Here is a 19,514-nt window from a genome sequence, read left to right as displayed (position 1 = left end):
TGGCGTCACGCGTCCCGTCGGCGCACCGCCAGCCAGCCCCCGGCCAGTGCGGCCAGCGCCCACAGCGCGGTCACTCCCAGTCCGGTCCAGGGACCGAGCTCGCCGTGCGGCTCGATGCGCATGATCATCTGCCCGGCACGGTCCGGCAGGTACTGGCTGATGCCCCCCACGACTTCACCCACGACGAAGGAGACGATCAGGATGAACGGTATGAGCATGCTCAGCACCGCGGTACCACTGCGCAGGATCGCTGTCAGTCCAGCGGCGAACAGCGCCATCAGGGCCAGGTAGACCCCGCTGCCGACCATGGCACGGACCGCGCCCTCGTCTCCGAGCCCGATGGCGTACTGCCCCATGAACGCCTGGCCTGCGACGAAGGTGACGACCCCGGTGACCTGGCCCACCAGAAGCGCGAGCCCGCCCACCATGAGGACCTTCGACAGGTAGAAGCGGGTGCGGTCCGGCACCGACGTCAGTGTGACCCTCAGGGCGTTGTTGTGGAATTCGTTCGAGAACGCGCTCGCACCGAAGGCGATGGCGGCTATCTGCCCGAAGTTGAGGCCGTAGAAGGCTGCGAGCAGCGGGTCCTCTCCCATGCTGCCCTCCTCGGCGGTACCGATGGCGGCTGCGGTGAGTGCCTGGATCCCGGCGGTGGCCACGAAGACGGCGATCAGCGACCAGAAGGTGCCGCGCAGCGACCGTATCTTGATCCATTCCGCGTGCAGGACGGGGCGGGTGGGCAGGGCGGTGGCGAACATGGGGGTACTGCCTCCTGTCGGTATGGGGTGGTCAGTGGGCGGCGGCGAATTCGGCGTGGTCGGCGGTGAGGTCGAGGTAGGCCTGCTCCAGTGAGGCCCGCTCGTCGGAGAGTTCGAACATCGGGATGCCCTCCCGGGCGGCGAGCGCACCGATCTGCTCGGCCAGGACCCCGTCGACCGTCCAGCGGCCTTCCGGCGCCTCGGCGAGTTCCAGGCCGTCCCGGGCCAGGGTGGCCCGCAGACGGATCGGGTCCGAGGTGCGCAGCCGCACCCGGGCGGTGCTCCGCTCGTCGATGAACTCCTTCATGGAGGTGTCGGCGAGGAGCCTGCCGCGGCCGAGGACGATCAGGTGGTCGACGGAAGCGGCGGTCTCGGACATCAGATGGCTGGACACCAGCACGGTGCGGCCCTGCGCGGCCAGGCCCCGCATCAGCTCGCGGACCCAGATGATGCCCTCCGGGTCGAGGCCGTTGGTCGGCTCGTCCAGCAGCAGCACACCGGGGTCACCGAGCAGGGCGGCGGCTATCCCGAGGCGCTGCCGCATCCCCAGGGAGTACGTCTTGATGCGCCGGTCGGCCGCGGCGGCGATGCCGGCCTGCTCCAGGACCTCCGCCACCCGCCGCGCCGGGATCCGGTTGGCGGCGGCCAGAGCCCGCAGGTGGTTCCGGCCGGTCCGCCCGCCGTGCGCGGCCTGGGCGTCTAGCAGGGCCCCCACGTGGTGGAGCGGTTCGGTGAACTCGGTGAACCGTCGCCCGCCGATGGTGGCCGTGCCGGAGGTGGCCCGGTCCAGGCCCAGCAGCAGGCGCATCGTGGTGGACTTGCCGGCGCCGTTCGGCCCGAGGAATCCGGTGACCCGGCCGGGCAGCACGTCGAAGCTGAGGTGGTCCACGGCCCGGGTGGTGCCGTATGCCTTGGTCAGTTGGCGGATCTCGATGCTGTTCATGGCTCAAGACTCGCCGCCCGCCCCACCCCCGTTCCTCCCCCGTGCGGGGGGATCGTCTCCCCCGCACGGGGGAGGAAGCCGTGATCGCCGGGCTGCCACCATGTCGCCATGTACCAAATCCTCAGAGCCCCGCTCCAACCGGTCACGTACTCGCGCTGGTTGCACCTGTGCGTGCCCGTGCTGCTGGTGGCGATCTGGGTCTTCATAGAGCCGGAGGCCATGTGGGCGCCGGCTCTGATCATCGCGCCCTTTGGCCTGATCCCCTGGGTGCGGATGGCAGAGGGGCTGCAGGCCCAGTTCCTTCTCACCCCGCAGGACCGGGATTCCGAGGACAGCGCCATATCCACCAAGGCTTCCCAGCGCTGGGGAGACCGCTGGCGGACCGTGCTGTGGCTGGAGATACGGCTGGTGCTGGCCTTCGCCACCCTCTTCCCGACCGTCTGGCTGCCCATCTTCACGGTCGAGCTGCTCACCACCGCCTTCGGGTACCCGATCCGGGGGGACGTGTCGCTGCCGGTGGTCCCGCCACGCTGGCTGGCCGCGGTCCTGGTGCCGGTGCCGCTGCTCCTGCTGCTGTTGACCGTGCATCTGCTGGGCCGGCTGATCACCGCCACGGCCGGCCGGCTGCTGGGGCCCTCGGCCGCCGAGCGGATGACGGCCCTGGAACTGCGTACGGAGCAGCTGTTGGAGCGGACCCGGATCGCGCGGGAGCTGCACGACACGATCGGGCATGCGCTGACGGTTGCGGTGGTGCAGGCCGGGGCGGCGCGGGCGGCCGGGGATCCCGCGTTCACCGAGCGGGCACTGACCGCGATCGAGGAGACCGGCCGGGCGGCCCTGGAGGATCTGGAGCGGGTGCTGGCCGTGCTCCGGGAGTCCGGGCCGCGCCCCTCGCAACGGCCGACCCTCGCGGACGCGGACCGGCTCCTGGACTCGACCCGGGCCTCGGGGGCCATGGTGGACGCCCGGCTGTCCGGGCCGCTGGAGACACTGCCGGGGCCGGTCACCCGGGAGGCGTACCGGATTCTGCAGGAGGCGCTCACGAACGTGTTGCGGCATTCGGGGCCGGTCCCGGTCCGGGTGCGGGTGGAGATGACGGCAGAGCAGCTGGAGTTGGAGGTGGTGAACCCGCTTCCCGCCGGCCGGGAGGCGGGCGGTCCGGGCGACAGCGGGAGCGGGAGCGGCAGCGGTCTACGGGGAATCCGGGAGCGGGCTGCGCTGCTGGGCGGTGCGGCGGAGTCGGGTGCGTCCGCGGGCAGTTGGAGAGTGTGCGTGCGGCTTCCGCTGGAGCCCATACGCTGACCGGATGCCGGTTACCGTATTGCTCGTTGACGATGAACCCCTGGTCCGTGCGGGTCTGCGCGCCGTACTCGATGCCCAGCCCGATATCGAGGTGGTGGGCGAGGCCGCCGACGGGGCTGCCGTGATTCCCCTGGTCCGGCGGTTGCGGCCGGATGTGGTGGCCATGGATGTCCGGATGCCGCTGCTGGACGGGATCGAGGCGACGAAGGCGGTGCTGAAGACCGTCGACGACCCGCCGAAGATCCTGGTGGTCACGACCTTCGAGAACGACGAGTACGTCTACCGGGCGCTGCGGGCCGGGGCGGACGGGTTCCTGTTGAAGCGGGCCCGGCCGGCGGAGATCGTGCACGCGGTGCGGCTGGTGGCGGAAGGCGAGAGCCTGCTGTTCCCGGCGGCGGTGCGGGCGCTGGCCGGCGAGTACGGGAACAGCAAGGCGCGGGCGGCGCTGGAGCGGGCCGCGCTGACCGAGCGGGAGGAGGCGGTGCTGCGGCTGATGGCGCGGGGGCTCACCAATGCGGAGATCGCGGGCGAGATGTTCGTGGGGACGGAGACCGTGAAGTCCCATGTGAGTGCGGTGCTGGCGAAGCTGGGCGCGCGGGACCGGACCCAGGCGGTGATCGCGGCGTACGAGTCCGGGTTCGTGGCCCCCGCCTGACCGGAGGGGGCGAGGGACCCGGGCGGCCGGATGAGGGGGCTGCTTCTCGCCGTGGTCCGGGGTGGGCAGTACGATCCGGCTGACAGGCTCGCACGCTGGGAGGACACACGTTGGGGCAGCTGACCGGCGGGGATCCCTCTCTGCTCCGGCGGATCAATTCCGCCGTGGTGCTGCGCGCACTGCGCGCGGCCGAAGCGCCGACCCTCACCGACCTCACCCGGGTGACCGGGCTGTCCCGGCCGACGGTGGAGGGGGTCGTCGAGGGGCTGATGGGCACCGGACTGGTGGTCGAGGCCTCCGCAGAGGAGGGCGCGCGCCGGCAGGGCCGGCCGGCCAGACGGTTCCGGTTCCGGGCCGAGGCGGGTCATCTGCTGGGCATCGAGATCGGTTCGCACCGGGTCGCGGCCCTGCTGTCGGGTCTCGACGGACGGGTGATCGGCGCCGGCACCAAGGAGGTCGCCGAGACGGCGTCCGCCGACGAGCGGCTGGAGAAGGTCCGGTCCATGGTGGCCGACCTGCTGCGGCGGGCCGGTGTGCCGCGGGACTCGCTGCGGGCGGTCGGCGTGGCCAGCCCGGGGATCGTACAGGCGGACGGCACGGTCCGGCTGGGTACGGCCCTGCCGGGCTGGACCGGGCTGCCGCTCGGCGAACGGCTGCAGCGGTCGTTCCGGTGCCCGGTGCAGGTGGAGAACGACGCGAATGCGGCGGCGGTCGGTGAGCACTGGAAGGGCTCCGCGCGGGACACGGACGACATGGTGTTCGTCATGGCCGGGCTCAGCCCGGGCGCCGGGTCGCTGATCGGCGGCCGGCTGCACCGGGGCTTCGGCGGGGCGGCGGGCGAGATCGGCGCGCTGCATCTGCTGGGCCGCGAGGTCACCCCGGAGAAGCTGCTGTCGACGACCGATGAACCGCTGCATCCGCTGGACGAGCAGGCGGTGGCCGAGGTCTTCGCCATGGCGCGCCGGGGTGACGAGCGGGCGGTGGCCGCGCTGAACCGGTTCGTCCAGCGGCTGGTGCACGATGTGGCCGCGCTGGTGCTGGCCATGGACCCGGAGCTGGTCGTGGTCGGCGGCTGGGCGGCCGGCCTGGACGACGTACTGGACCCGCTGCGGCGGGAGCTGGAGCGGTACTGCCTGCGCCCGCCGCGGGTGGCGCTGTCGCTGTTGGGCGAGGCGGCGGTGGCCACCGGGGCGCTCCGGCTGGCGCTGGACCAGGCGGAGGAAGAACTGTTCGCCATCGAGAAGACGGTCACGGCCCGCCGCTGAACCGCTGCGGCAGCGGGTCAGCAGGCCGGCAGCGGGTCGGCGACGGCCGATGGCTCGGCTCCCCCGGCCTCCCGCTCCCGGCCGCCGGAAACAGGCGCCGGGGAGGGAGCGGGACTCGGGAGGCGTTGCGGTCTCAGGAGGCGACGCGGTCCGGCTGGTGCGCTATTTCGACGTCGCCGGAGTCGCCGAAGGTCAGCCGGCAGGTGTCCGCTCGGTACGTGGCCACCGAGACCGCGGCGGTCCCGGCGGCGGTCATGTAGCGGGTGGTGACCAGCAGGACCGGGGCGCCCGGCAGCCGGTCGAGTTCCTTGGCGTCGTCGGCGCGGGCGGAGCCCAGCTCCACCGCCCGGTCCTGGCCGTCCAGCACCAGACGCTGCAGCTCGCGCAGGACCGCGCGGGCGCGGGCCGGGCCGGAGGGGGCGTCGATGGCGGAGAGCCCGGGCACCGAGGAGGCCGGGACGTGGAGCAGTTCGGCGGCGACGACCTGACCCTGGGTCACCCGGGTGCGCCGCACGGTGTGCACCGGCTGGTCGGCCGGGCCGCCCAGCAGCTTGGCCACCGCGGCGGTCGGCAGGGACTCGGTGGCGTCGACGGGCTGCCAGCCGTCGCCGCTGTCGCCGGGCCAGCCGTGCCGGGGGCTGCCGACTGCGACACCGACCCGCGGCGGGGCGACGGTGGTGCCGACACCACGGCGGCGCTGCAGCCGGCCTTCGAGTTCCAGCTGCTCCAGGGCCTGCCGGAGGGTGGCGCGCGCGACGCCGAAGCGGGCCGCGAGCTCGCGCTCGTTGGGCAGTACCTCGCCCACCGCGAAGTCCTGATCGAGCGCCTCGCTGAGCACGGTCTTGAGGTGCCAGTACTTCGGCTCCGGCACCGTTTCGAGCTGCGTGGTCCCCACCCTGACTCCTCCTGCGATCGCCGTGTTCCAGCGGCAGTTCGCGCCTTGGTTTTGCGCCCTTGTTTATTAAAGGTTCCTGCACTATCCCTGCGACCATAGGACGGCGCACCCCCTTGGTCAAGACCAATCCTCATCCCTTTGCCGGGCAGATCGGGCATACGTATCAAGCCGTTCACGGGATGTTCGCGGATCGGCCGGAGGCCTGCCGGGGCCTTGCGCAGGGGCCCGCTCCGGGGCTACCGGGCAGTAGCCAAGGTGGCGTTCCGTGCGGTAGTCATGACCGACGGAGAGCAAGGCCGCGCCCGCCGCCCGGAGCAGAGGAGCAGCATGACCGCCACGGTGTCCTTCACCATCGATTCCCCGCTCGGGCCGCGCGCCGCCACGGTGGCCTACGAGCGCAAGGGCGCCGGCGAACCCCTCCTGCTGCTCCACGGCATCGGCCACCACCTCCAGGCCTGGGAACCGGTGACCGGAATCCTTGCCGCGGAGCACGAGGTGATCGCCGTGGACCTGCCCGGGTTCGGCGCCTCGGAGCCGCTCCCGGACGGCGTCCCGTACGACCTGGCCACCGTCGTCCCCGCCCTCGCCGCGCTCTGTACGGCCCTCGGCGTGGAACGCCCGCACGTCGCCGGAAACTCGCTCGGCGGGCTGCTCGCCCTCGCGATGGGCCGCGCCGGGCTGGTCCGCTCGGTGACCGCGCTCTCCCCCGCGGGATTCTGGTCCGAACCCGAGCGGCGGTACGCCTTCGCGGCCCTGCTCGCCATGCGGGCGGGCTCGAAGGCCCTGCCGCTGCCCGCGATCGAGCGCCTGGCCCGCAGTGCGGCCGGCCGGACGGCTCTCACCGGCACCATCTACGCCCGGCCCGGCCGGCGCGCCCCGGGGGCCGTGGTCGCGGAGACCCTCGCCCTGCGCGGTGCCACCGGCTTCCGCCAGACCCTGGCCGCCGGCGGCTCGGTCCGTTTCACCGAGGACGTGCCGGGTCTGCCGGTGACCATCGCCTGGGGCTCCCGGGACCGGCTGCTGCTGCCCCGCCAGGGCCTCCGCGCGAAGCAGACCGTCCCGGACGCCCGGCTGGTCCGGCTGCCCGGCTGCGGGCACGTCCCGATGAACGACGACCCGGCGCTCGTCGCCCGGGTCATCCTCGACACCGCCCGCACCCCACAGCCCCGCACCGCCGAAGCCAGGCCCAACCCCACCGCCGAAGCCGGAGCCGACGCCGGCGTCGGCTCCGGCGCCGCGAGGTGAATGTCTGAGGGCTGTTCACCGGCGGTTCGCGTCGGCGACGCGGTCGGGCCGGGGTGCCGGCGGCACACTGGCCCGACCCGTCACTGGAGGCGCAACGATGCCGCACACCCGCCGGTCCCTGTTCCGCGGCTCCCTCGCCGCGTCCGCCGTCCTCGCCCTGCCCAGCGCGCCCGCCGCACTGGCCGCCACCGGCCCCACCGCCCCCTCCTTCGCCCGCTCGGGCCGCCCGAGCGCTCCCTGGGGCGTCCAGTCCGGCGAGATCACCCCCTTCTCGGCCTGCGTCTGGACCCGCTCCGACCGGCCCGCCCGGATGTCGGTGGAGACCTCCCCCAGCGAGTCCTTCCGGTACGCGGTACGCCGGCACCCGGGCCCCTACCTCGGGCCGGCCACCGACTTCACCGGCACCGCCACCCTGCACGGCCTGCCGCCCGGCCAGCAGATCCACTACCGGGTGCTGCTCTCCGACCCCGAGGACCCGCGCCGCACCGGCGAACCCGTATACGGCACCTTCCGCACCACCCCGGTCACCCGCCGCTCCGGGGTCCGCTTCCTCTGGTCCGGCGACCTGGCCGGCCAGGGCTGGGGCATCAACCCGGACCGCGGCGGCTTCCGGGTCTTCGACGAGATGCGCCGGCGCAACCCGGACTTCTTCCTCTTCAGCGGGGACACGGTGTACGCCGACGGCCCGATCCAGGCCACCGTCCCGCTGCGCGACGGCAGCATCTGGCGGAACATCACCACCGAGGAGAAGGCCAAGGTCGCCGAGACCCTCGCCGAGTTCCGCGGGAACTTCCGCTACAACCTGCTCGACCGGAACCTGCGCGCCTTCAACGCCCAGGTGCCGGTGATCGCCCAGTGGGACGACCACGAGGTCCGCAACAACTGGTACCCGGGCCAGCTGCTCGACGACCCGCGGTACACGGTCAAGGAGGTGGACGTCCTCGCGGCCCGGGCCGGCCAGGCCTTCTCCGAGTACTTCCCGGTCACCGACCTGCGCGGCGGCCGGACCGAGGGCCGGATGTACCGGGTGGTCCGCCACGGTCCGCTGCTCGACGTCTTCGTCCTCGACATGCGGACGCACCGCAACGCCAACTCCCCCGGGCGCCAGACCGTCGATCCGGTCGGCATCCTCGGCGCCGAGCAGTTGGCCTGGCTCCGGCGCGAGCTGGCCCGTTCCCGCGCCACCTGGAAGGTGATCGCCTCCGACATGCCCCTGGGCATCGTGGTACCGGACGGCGCCACCGACTTCGAGGCGGTGGCCCAGGGCGACCCAGGCGCCCCGCTCGGCCGGGAGCTCCAGATCGCCGAGCTGCTGCGCTTCATCAAGCACCGCCGGATCACCGGCACCCTGTGGCTGACCGCCGATGTCCACTACACGGCCGCGAACCACTATGCGCCGGAGCGGGCCGCGTTCACCGACTTCGCGCCGTTCTGGGAGTTCGTCTCCGGGCCGGTCGGTGCCGGCGGGTTCCCGCACGGCCGGCTGGACGCCACCTTCGGCCCCCGCCAGGAGTTCGTCCGGTCCGCGCCCCTGCCCAACCTGTCGCCGGCGGAGCACCCCCCGTACTACGGAGAGGTGGAGATCGACGCCGACAGCGGGGAGCTCACCGTCCGGTTGCGGGCCGAGGGAGAAGGCGTACTCTTCGCCCGGACCCTCCCGCCCGGCCAGGTGGGCAGCCACTGAGCCAGGAAAAGCGCCACGAAAACCGGGCGAAATCGGCCAGATGGATCCTTAACCAGTCGGTCACAGATCGTTCGTGATCACGCAACACCCCTTGGCCACAGTGGTGTGCATGACTCAGCCGACCCAGCGCCCCAAGCCCGCCCGCCGCAGTACCCACCGCAGTACCCACACCACCGCCCGCCACCACTGGCGCCGCGACCTCGTCGAACTGGCCGCCCTGTTCTGCGCGGTCGCGGTCGCCGATGCCATCGCCAAGCTCGTCGTCCGCGGCCCGCGCGGCCCCGTCATGCTGATCGCCTCGGCCGTCGCACTCCTGCTCACGGCCGCCTTCCACACCTGGTGGGCCCGCCGCCACAGCCATGCCCCGCCGCCGGAGCCGACGGCCCCCTCCGATACCGCCGTCCCCGCGGCCCCGTCCGGATCCACCAGCCTCTGGCGGATGCGGACGACCGTGCGGGACGAGCCGGGCAGCCTGGCGGCGCTGTGCACCGCACTGGCCACGCTCGGGGTGGACATCCTGACCCTCCAGACCCACCCCCTCGCCGAGGGCGGCACCGTGGACGAGTTCCTGCTGCGCACCCCGCAGGAGCTGCCCTCCGCCGAGGTGACACGGGCCGTCGCCGGAGCCGGCGGCCACCACACCTGGATGGAGCGGGCCGACGCCCACGACCTGGTCGACACCCCCACCCGGGTCCTCGGCCTGGCCACGCGGACCGCCCTCGACGCCGCCGAACTCCCGCTCGCACTGCGCCAGCTGCTCGGCCGCTGCACCATTCACTCGCTGCCCGCCACCACCCTCTCCGGCCGGCCGAACGCAGCGGCCGACGCCCCCGTCGAGGGAGTCCTGGAGGCCACCGTGATGCGGCTGCGCGACCCCTCGGGCGGCGCCATCACCGTGGAACGACCCCATCTGCCCTTCACCCCCACCGAGTTCGCCCGGGCCCGCGCCCTGGTCGAGCTCGATGCCCGGCTCGGACCGCGGGTCCCGCGCAGCCAGGACGTACTGACCCTGCCCGAGGGCAACGAAATCACCGTGCGCCGCGCCGACTCCGCCGACCACCGGGCCGCGCTCGCCATGCACGAGCGCTGCTCCCCGCGCACCCTGTCCCTGCGCTACCACGGACCGGTCTCCGACGCCGACCGCTACCTGACGCACCTGCTCAGCCCCCGGTTCGGCCGTACCCTCGCCGCCACCACCGCCTCCGGCCAGCTGGTCGCCCTCGGGCACCTGCTGTGGGACGGGGACGAGACCGAGGTGGCCCTGCTGATCGAGGACGAGTGGCAGCGCCGCGGCATCGGCTCCGAGCTGCTGCGCCGGCTGATCGCCATGGCCGTGGAGGCCGGCTGCGACAGCGTGTACGCCGTCACCCAGGCCTCCAACACCGGCATGGTGGCGGCCATGCGCGCCCTCGGCCTGCCCCTCGACTACCTCATAGAGGAGGGCACCCTGGTGATCACCGCCCGGCTGGACGCCACCCCGGTCCGCTCGCGGCTGCCGTACGAGCTCCCGCGCTGAAGCAGTACACCTGAAGCCCAACGGAAGAACCCGTTCCCGCCCCCGTCATGCGCCTGGATGAATACGGTGGTGACGCGGGCGGGTGCTCCGTATGAAGATGGCCCCATGTCAGACACCCTCCACACCGGCATGCTGCCGCGCCAGGTCGCCGATGCGTACGTCGACGATCTGATCGCCCTCGACCCGATCACCGGCACCTACCTCGGCGTCGCCGCCAGTTCGAGCAGGCTCCCGGACTTCTCCCCGGCAGGGCGCGCCGCCGTCGCCGAACTCGCCCGCACCACCCTCGCGGCGCTGGACGCCGCCGAACAGCGGCCGGGCGCCGACCGTGACAGCGAGCGCCGCTGCGCCCGCCTGCTGCGCGAGCGTCTGAACGCCGAACTCGCCGTCCACGAGGCCGACGAGGACCTGCTCGCCGTCAGCAACATCCACTCCCCCGCGCACGCGGTGCGCGAGGTGTTCACCCTCACCCCGGCCGACACCGACGAGGACTGGGCCGCCATCGCCGAGCGGCTGCGCGCCGTCCCGGCCGCCCTGGCCGGCTACCGTTCCTGCCTCGAACTGGGCCTGTCCCGCGGCCTGTACGGCGGCCCGCGCCCCACCGCCACCTTCATCGGCCAGCTCACCACCTGGGCGGGCGAGGACGGGACGGAGCCCGCCTTCTTCACCGAGTTCGCCGCGGGCGGCCCGGCCGCCCTGCGGGCCGAGCTCGACGAGGCGGGCGCCGCCGCCACCGCCGCCGTGGCGGGACTGCGCGACTGGATGCAGGAGGTGTACGCCCCGGCGGTCGCCGGCCGGCCCGACACCGTCGGCCGGGAGCGGTACGCCCGCTGGTCGCGCTACTTCAACGGCACCGACCTGGACCTGGACGAGGCGTACGCGTACGGCTGGTCCGAGTACCACCGGCTGCTCGCCGAGATGAAGACCGAAGCGGCCAAGATCCTTCCCGGGGCCGGCCCCTGGGAGGCGCTCCGGCACCTGGACGAGCACGGCACCCACATCGAGGGCGTCGAGGAGGTCCGGGCCTGGCTGCAGGGCATCATGGACGAGGCCATCGAGAATCTGGACGGCACCCACTTCGAACTCGCCGAGCGGGTCCGGAAGGTGGAGTCCCGGATCGCCCCGCCCGGCGGTGCCGCGGCCCCGTACTACACGGCCCCCTCGGAGGACTTCTCCCGGCCGGGCCGGACCTGGCTGCCGACCATGGGGCAGACCCGGTTCCCGGTCTACGACCTGGTCTCCACCTGGTACCACGAGGGCGTGCCCGGCCATCACCTCCAGCTCGCGCAGTGGACGCACGTGGCCGATCAGCTGTCCCGCTACCAGGCCACCATCGGCGGGGTGAGCGCCAACGCCGAGGGCTGGGCGCTGTACGCGGAGCGGCTGATGGACGAGCTGGGCTACCTCAAGGACGCCGAGCAGCGGCTGGGCTACCTGGACTGCCAGATGATGCGGGCCTGCCGGGTGATCGTGGACATCGGCATGCACCTGGGTCTGGAGATCCCGGCGGACTCGCCGTTCCACCCGGGCGAGCGGTGGACCCCGGAGCTGGCGCAGGAGTTCTTCGGCCTGCACAGCGGCCGGCCGGCGGACTTCGTCGAGAGCGAGCTGACCCGCTACCTGTCGATGCCGGGGCAGGCGATCGGCTACAAGCTGGGCGAGCGGGCCTGGCTGCTGGGCCGGGAGAACGCGCGCGCCGCGCACGGCGATTCCTTCGATCTGAAGGCCTGGCACATGGCGGCGCTGTCGCAGGGTTCGCTCGGTCTGGACGACCTGGTGGACGAGCTGTCCAGGCTCTGACACCGCCGGCCGCCGGGGTCGGCCTCAGCAGCCGCAGTCCTCGGAGTCCGTGGGCGCGGTCAGCGGGTCGGCCTCGGCCCGCTGCGCCGTGCCCTGCCAGGTCTCGACCTCGAAGCCCTCGCGGATCCAGTACTCGATGCCGCCGAGCATCTCCTTGACCTGGAAGCCGAGTTCGGCGAGCGCCAGGGCGGACCGGGTGGCGCCGTTGCAGCCGGGGCCCCAGCAGTAGGTGACCACGGGGACGTTCTTGTCCAGCAGCCGTTCGGCCTGCTCGGGGATCAGGGCGGTCGGCAGGTGGACGGCCCCGGGCACATGGGCCTGGTCCCAGGACGGGGTGGAGCGCGAGTCGATCAGCTGGAAGCCGAGCTCGGCGCCCTGCTCGCGGTGGGCCTTGAGGGCGGAGGCGACATCGGACACGTCCGCGTGGAAGGCGAGGCTCGCCGCGAAGTAGGCGGCAGCCGCGGCCGGACTGGCCGGGGGGACCCGGAGCACGGGGTTGGCGGTGGTGGCGGCTGCGGTCGTGGTGTTCTGGGTCGTCGTCATGGCCTGAAATCTACGGCCGTTGATCCACTCGAGGAAGTGCCTTTCCCCGGCGTATCACTTGTTGGACCGGGGATTCCCTGCTATTTCTGCGGGATGACCAGCTATTCCCCCGACGCCACGGACTGGCGCATCCTCGAGGCCCTCCAGCGCGACGGCCGCGCGAGCTTTGCCGAGCTCGCCCGGGCCGTGGCGATGTCCGCCAGTGCCGTCACCGAGCGGGTCCGCCGCCTGGAGGAGGCCGGGGTGATCACCGGTTATGCAGCGGTGGTCGATCCGGAGAAGCTCGGCAAGGCCATCCTGGCGCTGGTCCGGCTCCGCTATCCGCACGGCAACTACAAGCCGTTCCACGACCTCCTGGAGAGCACGACGGAGATCCTGGAGGCCCATCACGTCACCGGCGACGACTGTTTCGTCCTGAAGGTCGCCGCCCGCTCGATGGCCCATCTGGAAGAGATCACCGGCCGGATCGCCGGCCTCGGACCGGTGACCACGAGCATCGTCTACTCCTCGCCGCTGCCCCGCCGGCCGCTCAGTCCGTGAGCTGCCCGGTGCGGTGCCGGACCACCGAGCCGCCGCGCTGTTTGACCACCTCCAGCCGGGCCTGCACCCGGCTGCGCAGATCGGCGACATGGCTGACGATGCCGACGCTGCGGTCGCGTTCCCGCAGCGAGTCGAGTACGTCGAGCACCTCGTCCAGGGCCTGTTCGTCCAGGCTGCCGAAGCCCTCGTCGATGAAGAGGGTGTCCAGCCGCATTCCGCCGGCCTCGTCGGTGACCACATCGGCGAGGCCGAGCGCCAGCGCGAGGGAGGCGAAGAAGGTCTCGCCCCCGGACAGGGTGGCGGTGTCCCGCTCGCTGCCCGTCCAGGCGTCCACCACGTGCAGGCCCAGGCCCGAGCGTCCGCGTCCGCCGGCCCGCGCATCGGAGTGGACGAGGGTGTACCGGCCGCCGGACATCCGCAGCAGCCGGACCGTGGCGGCGGCGGCGACCTGCTCCAGCCGGGCGGCCAGTACATAGGCCTCCAGCCGCATCCGGCGCTCGTTGTCGGCGGAGGTGCCGGCGGTCAGCGCGGCCAGCCGGGCGACCTGGTCGTAGGCCTCGCGCAGCGGCCCCAGGGCGCGGAGTTCCGTTTCGGCCTGCCGGGAGAGCCGGTCCAGTTCGGCGCAGCGCACCCGGGCGGCGTCGCAGGCCGAGCCGGCGGCCCGCAGTCCGGTCGCGGCCCGGTCGGCGGCGGCCTCCGCGCGGGCCGGGTCCGCGGGAGGCAGGCCGGCCGCCGCGGCCGTGCCGGCCTCGGCGAACCGGTCGGCCAGCAGCGCCTCCTCGGCCTGCCAGGCGTCCAGCCGCCGTTGCAGACCCGCGTGCTCGTCCTCGGGCAGCACGGCTTCGGCGGCCTCGGCGGTGGTGTCGAAACCGGCGGCGAAGGCGGCGTCGGACAGCTGGGCGTCGGCCTCCTTCAGGCGCTGGGCACTCGCCTCGGCGCGCCGCAGGGCCTCCGCGGTGCCGGCCACCAGCCGGACCCGCTGCTCCAGGATCCGGGCCCGCTCGGCCACGCTGCCCGAGTCCCCCCGGACCAGCCGGAGTTCGGCCTCCAGGGCGGCCTGCTCCCGGTCGAGGGCCTCGCGGCGGGAGGCGCGGGCGGCGGCGAGCCGTTCGGCCTGCTGCCGGTTCTCGCTGCGGGCCGCGTGCTCGCGCTCGGCGGCGGCGAGGGCCTCGCGGGCGGCGTGCAGTCCGGTCGCCGCGGCATGGGCCTCGGCGTGCCGGGCCGCCAGTTCCCGCGTACGGGTGAGCAGTTCGGCAGTGGCGGTGTCCCCGGCGGCGGCTGCGGCCTCGGTGCCGGCCTGGCGTACGGCGGCCAGCCGGCGCTCGCCCTCGGCCCGGCGTTCCTCGGCCCGCTCGTAGCGGGCGTGGGCGGCGTCCTCGGCGGCCCGGTCCACATGGCCGGGGGCGGGCCGGGCCGGCGCGGGGTGCTCGGCCGAGCCGCACACGGTGCAGGCCTCGCCCGCGACCAGCGCCGCGGCCAGTTCGGCGGCGATGCCGCGCAGCCGGGCCTCCTTGAGTTCCAGCCAGCGTTCCTTGGCCGCCCCGGACTCCTCCCGGGCGGCCAGCAGCTCCCCGGCGGTCGTGTCGGCCTCGGCGGCGAGGGTGTCCCGGCGGCGGGCGGCGTCCAGCCGGAGCCGGGCGGGTTCCAGCGCCCCGGCGAGCTGTTCGGCGAGGGTGGCGGCCTGCTGGGCGGAGTCGACGCGGTCCCGCAGTTCTGCCCGGGTCGCCTCCCAGCGGGCCAGCCAGCCGGCGTCGTCCTGGAGGAGTTCCTCGGCGGAGCGGGCCTCCCGGTCCAGTGCGGTGCGCTCGCGGCCGATCTCGGCGCTTCGCTGTTCGGCACGGTGGGCGGCGCCGAGCGCGCCGAGGTCCTCGCGGAGCTTGCGTTCGAGGGCGCCGAGCTGTTCGGTGCCGGCTTCGGCGAGGCCGGCCGGGAGCAGGTTGCGGGCCTCGGTCTCGGCGCGGCCGGCCGCGCGGTGGGCGGCGGTCGCGGCGTCGCGGAGTTCGAGGGCGGGGCGGACCAGGGCGGCCCGGCGGGCCCGGTTCAGCCGGTCCCGGACCCGGTCGCGTACGGGTGCGGCGGCCTCCAGTGCGGCGGCCCGGGCGAGGGTTTCGGCGTGCCGGCGCTGGAGCCGGTCCAGCTCGCGGGCGTCCTCGGCGTCCCGGCGGGCGGCATGGTGGCGGCTTTCCGCGGCGGCCAGCGCATACTCGGCGATCGTCAGCCGTTCACGGGCTCCGCTGCGGGCGACGGCCGCCCAGGCCCGGACCGCTCCGGCCAGGCCGGGGTCCCCGGGGGCGAGGGCGGGCAGCGGCCAGGCGCGCAGGTCGGCGGTGTCGCCGGCGGCCTGGGCCAGCCGCTGGGCGGTGGCCAGCACCTTCTCGTCACCGGCCCGGACCCTGGCCTCGGCAGCCCGGCGGCGGTCGGCGAGCAGGGTCTCCACGGCGGCGAACCGGCGGGTGTCGAAGAGCCGGCCGAGCAGCCGGCCACGGGCTTCGGCATCGGCCCGTAGGAAACGGGCGAAATCGCCCTGCGGGAGCAGCACCACCTGGCAGAACTGTTCCCGGCTCATGCCGAGCAGCTGCTCGATCTCCTCGCCGATCTCCTGGTGGGAGCGGGACAGGGCCTGCCAGCCGGCCTCGCCCGGGTGGCCGGCGCCCCGTTCGCGGAGCCAGGACTGCGCCTTGTCGCGGGTGGTTCCGGTGCCGCGCTTCTTGGGGCGGTCCTGTTCGGGGCGCCGGGTGATCTCCAGCCGGCGGCCCCCGGCGGTGAGCTCCAGGGTGACCTCGGTGGGGGTGCCGGGGTCGGCGTGGTCGCTGCGCAGCCGGGTGCCGGGGGCCTGGCGGGGGCCGGGCACGGATCCGTACAGCGCGTAGCAGACGGCGTCCAGGACGGAGGTCTTGCCGGCGCCGGTGGGGCCGTGGAGGAGGAAGACGCCGGCGCCGGAGAGGGCGTCGAAGTCGATCTCCTGGCGGTCGGCGAAGGGGCCGAAGGCGGTGACCGCGAGCCGGTGCAGCCTCATCGGGCGGTCTCCTCGGCCGCGGTGTCGGCGCGGACCGTGTCGAAGGCCTCGCGCAGCACCCTGCGCTCGGCCTCGTCGGGCAGGCCGCCGCCGCGCACATGGGCGACGAAGTCCTCGGCGATCTGCTGGTCGCTGCGGCCCTTGAGGCGCTGGGCGTAGGAGGCGGTGCCGTCCTCGGCCCGGCCTTCGGGGTCGAAGGCCAGGCTGAGGGTGTGCGGGAAGCGGGCGGCGACGCGTGCCATCGGGTCCTCGGGGCGGACCGGGTCGGTGAGGGTGGCCTCCACCCAGGACTCCTCGTACGCATCGAGGGCTGGGTCGTCGAGGAGCCGTTCGAGGTGGCCGCGGAGCCGGGCGAGCGGGCGGGGCACCGGGGTGTGGATGCGTTCGGCGGTGAGTTCCCCGGCGGGGCCGAGCTCGATCAGCCACATGGATTTGCGGTGGCCGGCCTCGGAGAAGGAGTAGGCGAGCGGGGAGCCGGAGTAGCGGACCCGCTCGGTGATGGTCTGGCAGCCGTGGAGGTGGCCGAGGGCGGCGTAGTCCACTCCGTCGAAGACGGCGGCGGGCACGGCCTCGACCCCTCCGACGGTGATGTCGCGTTCGCTGTCGCTGGGCTGCCCGCCGGTGACGAAGGCGTGGGCGAGGACCACGGAGCGGGTGCCGGGGGGCCGGCCGGCGAGGTCGGCGCGGACCCGGTCCATGGCGGCGCCGAGCACCGCCTCGTGGCCGGCCTTCTCGGCCGCGAAGGCGTCCTTGACCAGGGCGGGCTCCAGATAGGGCAGCCCGTAGAAGGCGACGTCGCCGTGTCCGTCGGCCAGCAGGACGGGGTCGGCGCAGCCGGCCGGGTCGGTGCGGAGGTGGATGCCCGCCCGGCCGATGAGCCCGGCACCGACGCCGAGCCGGCGGGCGGAGTCGTGGTTGCCGGAGATCATCACAGTGGGCACGCCGAGATCGGCGAGCCGGTGCAGGGCCCGGTCGTAGAGCTCGACGGCGGGCAGCGGGGGCACCGCGCGGTCGTAGATGTCTCCGGCCACCAGGACGGCGTCGACGGCCTGCTCGCGCACGGTGTCGATCAGGTGGTCGATGAAGGCGGCCTGTGCGTCGAGCAGGCCGACGCGGTGGAAGGACCTGCCGAGGTGCCAGTCGGAGGTGTGCAGAAACCTCAAGGCCGCGCCCCCGCAGCGCCTGCTACGCCTGCCGCGCCCTTGCCCGGCATCCCGGTACCCGCCCCGACCTGCATGTTCTCCGCTCCTTGCGCTTCCGGGCCGTGCGCGGCCCGGAAGGCGTGCGGCGGACGGCACCCACCACAGTAACGCGCGGGGGCCGCCCCCCGACGCCGGATGATGCCGGTCGGTGTCAGATGGTGAACGGCTTCTGGTCGAGGAAGGTGGGCCGGCCGGTGGTGTAGAGGTTCGGGCTCTGGATGGCGGGCATCCGCTTCTGGATGTCCCGGTGGAAGGTGCGGTAGTCGCCCCGGAAGGCCCCGTTGCGCCACACGGTCAGCAGCTGTTCGGTGAACAGGCCGTTGATCTGGCCGTCGGAGGCGAGCTGGTTGTCCTGGCAGGCGCCGATGAGCACGGCGTTCTGCGCCGGGCTGCCGCCGTTCCCGTCCTTGAGCTCGCGCTGGAGGTCCGTGTAGAAGGACCGGTCGCGGGCGGCGATCTGCTGCTGCTTCAACAGGGGCATCAGCCGGGAGGCCGCCTCGATGCGGCCCGGGTCGCGGGTCTGGAACTGCGTTTGCAGTGCCTGGGGGGTGAGCATTTCGCGGACGGATTCGATCGCGCTGCCGCTGTGACAGCAGTCCAGCAGGACGAAGATCCGCACGTCCTGCTCGAACCGCTGGAACTCGCGGTACAGCTCGTCGTCGAGGAACTGGCGGTCGAAGAAGACCAGGGTCTCGTCCTGCCGGTCGGGTTCGTCGTCCGAGCCGGCGAGGTTGTCGATCTGGCCGCCGTGGCCCGAGTAGGTGAAGAGGAGCATGTCCCCGGTGCGGAGCCGGCCGGCGGCCTCGCGCAGGGCGGCGGTGATGTTCTCCACGGTGCCGTCGTCGGTGAGGATCACGGTGTCCTCGAACCCGCCGGCCCGGGCCACCTCGGCCATGTCGCGGGCATCGTTCTCGCAGGCCATGAGTGTGCCGTCCCAGCCGTCGTACCGGGCGGGATCGACCTTGTTCAGACCTACGTGGAGGGACAGACCAACGGGCACGGTGACTCCTGGGGGCAGGGGGACAGCGGGGTCGAGAGCATGGTTCCCGTGCCCGGGGCCGTCCGAATCAGGGGTGGCCGCTGTTCGGGTGGCCCGTTGCGCTGCACCGTGAAGGCCCGCACATCCGCGGTACTTCCATCATATGAACGCAATTGAGACGCCCCCGGAAGCCCGGGCCGACTCCCTCTCCGACCGGACCGGCTACGACGAGACCTTCCTGGGGCCGGTGGTCCCGCTGCCGCTCCCCGTCACCGACAGCCTGCCGACCGTCACCCTTCCCTACACCCACTTCACCGTGGTCCTGCGCCCCGACCGCAGGCTGGCGGCGTCCACCGCGGTCTGCATCGACGGCTCGAAGCTGCTGGCGGACGTACCCCGCGACGACGCCTGGGAATTCGACCCCCGGGTGCCCGAGTCCCAGCAGTCAGGGAACGACATCTACCGCAACAACAGCCTCGACCGCGGCCACCTGGTCCGACGCCTCGACCCGGTCTGGGGCGCGACCGCGGAGGCCCACCGGGCCAACACCGACACCTTCCGCTACACCAACGCCGCACCCCAGGCGGACGTGTTCAACCAGGGCAAGCAGCTGTGGCAGGGCCTGGAGAACCATCTCCTCGACCATGCGGCCCAGTTCGACCGCAAGCTCAGCGTGCTGACCGGCCCGGTGCTGCACGACTCCGACCCCCCGTACCGGGGCATCCAGGTCCCGCTGCGGTTCTGGAAGGTGGCCGCGTTCCTCCAGGACGGCCGGCTGGCCTCCACCGGCTACATCCTCGACCAGAGCCCGGACCTGACCCGGGACTACGAGCGGGCGATGGCGGGGGCCAAGCCGGGCGACCCGCCGCCGCTGGGCCCGTTCCGTACGTTCCAGGTCCCGGTGGCCGACATCGCCGAACTCACCGGTCTCGACTTCGGCCCGCTGCCGGAGGCCGACCTGATGCCGGTCACCCGGGCACCCGCGGAACGGTGGAAGCGGCTGGAATCCTTCGAGGACATGATCGTAGGGAGCTGAGCCGGAGCCGCCGGCGGAAGCTCGGCGAAAGCGGGTCCGGGCCCTGCACGGCCGCCTTGCAGCGGAGAGGAGCGAGTGAAACCATGACTGGTATCAGCAGTCCGTCCCGCCGCTCCGCTGCGGCGGCTGTGCAGG

General features: G+C 73.5%; 16 protein-coding genes. 9 read left to right on the top strand and 7 right to left on the bottom strand.

What is annotated here, in order from left to right:
- Nucleotides 1-5: 5 nt before the first annotated feature.
- Together DEJ50_RS28960 and DEJ50_RS28955 are read right to left on the bottom strand one after the other, a co-directional pair.
- On the bottom strand, nt 6-758 hold the full coding sequence (locus DEJ50_RS28960) for an ABC transporter permease (protein WP_150211017.1): 753 nt from the start codon (nt 756-758) through the stop codon (nt 6-8).
- A 31-nt stretch (nt 759-789) separates the two neighbouring features.
- On the bottom strand, nt 790-1,701 hold the full coding sequence (locus tag DEJ50_RS28955; protein ID WP_150211016.1) for an ABC transporter ATP-binding protein: 912 nt from the start codon (nt 1,699-1,701) through the stop codon (nt 790-792).
- A 108-nt stretch (nt 1,702-1,809) separates the two neighbouring features.
- Between DEJ50_RS28955 and DEJ50_RS28950 the strand changes: the two genes are divergently transcribed.
- The 3 genes from DEJ50_RS28950 (at nt 1,810) to DEJ50_RS28940 (ending at nt 4,923) form a co-directional block, all read left to right on the top strand.
- The gene (locus tag DEJ50_RS28950) at nt 1,810-3,003 is read left to right on the top strand and encodes a sensor histidine kinase (protein ID WP_150211015.1); all 1,194 of its coding nucleotides are present in this window, start codon (nt 1,810-1,812) and stop codon (nt 3,001-3,003) included.
- 4 nt (nt 3,004-3,007) lie between these two features.
- A complete protein-coding gene (locus tag DEJ50_RS28945) occupies nt 3,008-3,658 on the top strand; it encodes a response regulator transcription factor (protein WP_150211014.1) in 651 nt (216 codons plus the stop codon).
- 110 nt (nt 3,659-3,768) lie between these two features.
- Nucleotides 3,769-4,923, top strand: a complete 1,155-nt coding sequence (locus DEJ50_RS28940) for an ROK family transcriptional regulator (protein WP_150211013.1) — start codon at nt 3,769-3,771, stop codon at nt 4,921-4,923.
- 133 nt (nt 4,924-5,056) lie between these two features.
- Here DEJ50_RS28940 and DEJ50_RS28935 read toward each other — a convergent pair whose 3' ends face one another.
- Nucleotides 5,057-5,818 carry a GntR family transcriptional regulator gene (locus DEJ50_RS28935; RefSeq protein ID WP_150211012.1) on the bottom strand — a complete coding sequence of 254 codons (762 nt, stop codon included), beginning with the start codon at nt 5,816-5,818 and terminating at the stop codon, nt 5,057-5,059.
- A 327-nt stretch (nt 5,819-6,145) separates the two neighbouring features.
- On the opposite strand from DEJ50_RS28935, the gene DEJ50_RS28930 reads away from it, so the two are divergent.
- From DEJ50_RS28930 to DEJ50_RS28915, 4 genes are all read left to right on the top strand, one after another.
- Entirely contained in the window at nt 6,146-7,063 is a 918-nt protein-coding gene (locus tag DEJ50_RS28930) for an alpha/beta fold hydrolase (protein WP_150211011.1), read from the top strand.
- Nucleotides 7,064-7,160: 97 nt separating this feature from the next.
- A complete protein-coding gene (locus DEJ50_RS28925; protein ID WP_150211010.1) occupies nt 7,161-8,747 on the top strand; it encodes an alkaline phosphatase D family protein in 1,587 nt (528 codons plus the stop codon).
- Between the two features lie 109 nt (nt 8,748-8,856).
- Nucleotides 8,857-10,263, top strand: a complete 1,407-nt coding sequence (locus DEJ50_RS28920; protein ID WP_150211009.1) for a GNAT family N-acetyltransferase — start codon at nt 8,857-8,859, stop codon at nt 10,261-10,263.
- 105 nt (nt 10,264-10,368) lie between these two features.
- Entirely contained in the window at nt 10,369-12,063 is a 1,695-nt protein-coding gene (locus DEJ50_RS28915) for a DUF885 domain-containing protein (RefSeq protein WP_150211008.1), read from the top strand.
- A gap of 24 nt (nt 12,064-12,087) precedes the next feature.
- Here the strand turns inward: DEJ50_RS28915 and DEJ50_RS28910 are convergent, their stop codons facing one another.
- The gene (locus tag DEJ50_RS28910; RefSeq protein ID WP_150211007.1) at nt 12,088-12,606 is read right to left on the bottom strand and encodes a rhodanese-like domain-containing protein; all 519 of its coding nucleotides are present in this window, start codon (nt 12,604-12,606) and stop codon (nt 12,088-12,090) included.
- Nucleotides 12,607-12,699: 93 nt separating this feature from the next.
- On the opposite strand from DEJ50_RS28910, the gene DEJ50_RS28905 reads away from it, so the two are divergent.
- Nucleotides 12,700-13,146: an Lrp/AsnC family transcriptional regulator gene (locus DEJ50_RS28905; protein WP_150211006.1), complete on the top strand. Its 447-nt coding sequence runs from the start codon at nt 12,700-12,702 to the stop codon at nt 13,144-13,146.
- On the opposite strand, the gene DEJ50_RS28900 is transcribed toward DEJ50_RS28905, so the two are convergent.
- The 3 genes from DEJ50_RS28900 to DEJ50_RS28890 all read right to left on the bottom strand — a co-directional run bounded on the left by DEJ50_RS28900 (nt 13,136) and on the right by DEJ50_RS28890 (nt 18,364).
- Nucleotides 13,136-16,162 carry an AAA family ATPase gene (locus tag DEJ50_RS28900; RefSeq protein ID WP_150211005.1) on the bottom strand — a complete coding sequence of 1,009 codons (3,027 nt, stop codon included), beginning with the start codon at nt 16,160-16,162 and terminating at the stop codon, nt 13,136-13,138. The genes DEJ50_RS28905 and DEJ50_RS28900 overlap by 11 nt on opposite strands.
- A complete protein-coding gene (locus tag DEJ50_RS28895; RefSeq protein WP_150211004.1) occupies nt 16,159-17,325 on the bottom strand; it encodes an exonuclease SbcCD subunit D in 1,167 nt (388 codons plus the stop codon). Before DEJ50_RS28895 ends, DEJ50_RS28900 begins: the two co-directional genes overlap by 4 nt.
- A 190-nt stretch (nt 17,326-17,515) precedes the next feature.
- A complete protein-coding gene (locus DEJ50_RS28890; protein ID WP_150211003.1) occupies nt 17,516-18,364 on the bottom strand; it encodes a caspase family protein in 849 nt (282 codons plus the stop codon).
- 142 nt (nt 18,365-18,506) lie between these two features.
- Between DEJ50_RS28890 and DEJ50_RS28885 the strand changes: the two genes are divergently transcribed.
- Nucleotides 18,507-19,379 (top strand): DNA/RNA non-specific endonuclease, encoded by an 873-nt coding sequence (locus tag DEJ50_RS28885; protein ID WP_150211002.1) that lies wholly within the window; start codon nt 18,507-18,509, stop codon nt 19,377-19,379.
- Nucleotides 19,380-19,514: the final 135 nt, after the last annotated feature.

This window comes from Streptomyces venezuelae (genome assembly GCF_008642295.1).
Lineage (GTDB): Bacteria > Actinomycetota > Actinomycetes > Streptomycetales > Streptomycetaceae > Streptomyces > Streptomyces venezuelae_C.
The sequence above is the reverse complement of the archived record's forward strand: the minus strand, read 5'-3'. Positions and strand labels throughout refer to the sequence as shown.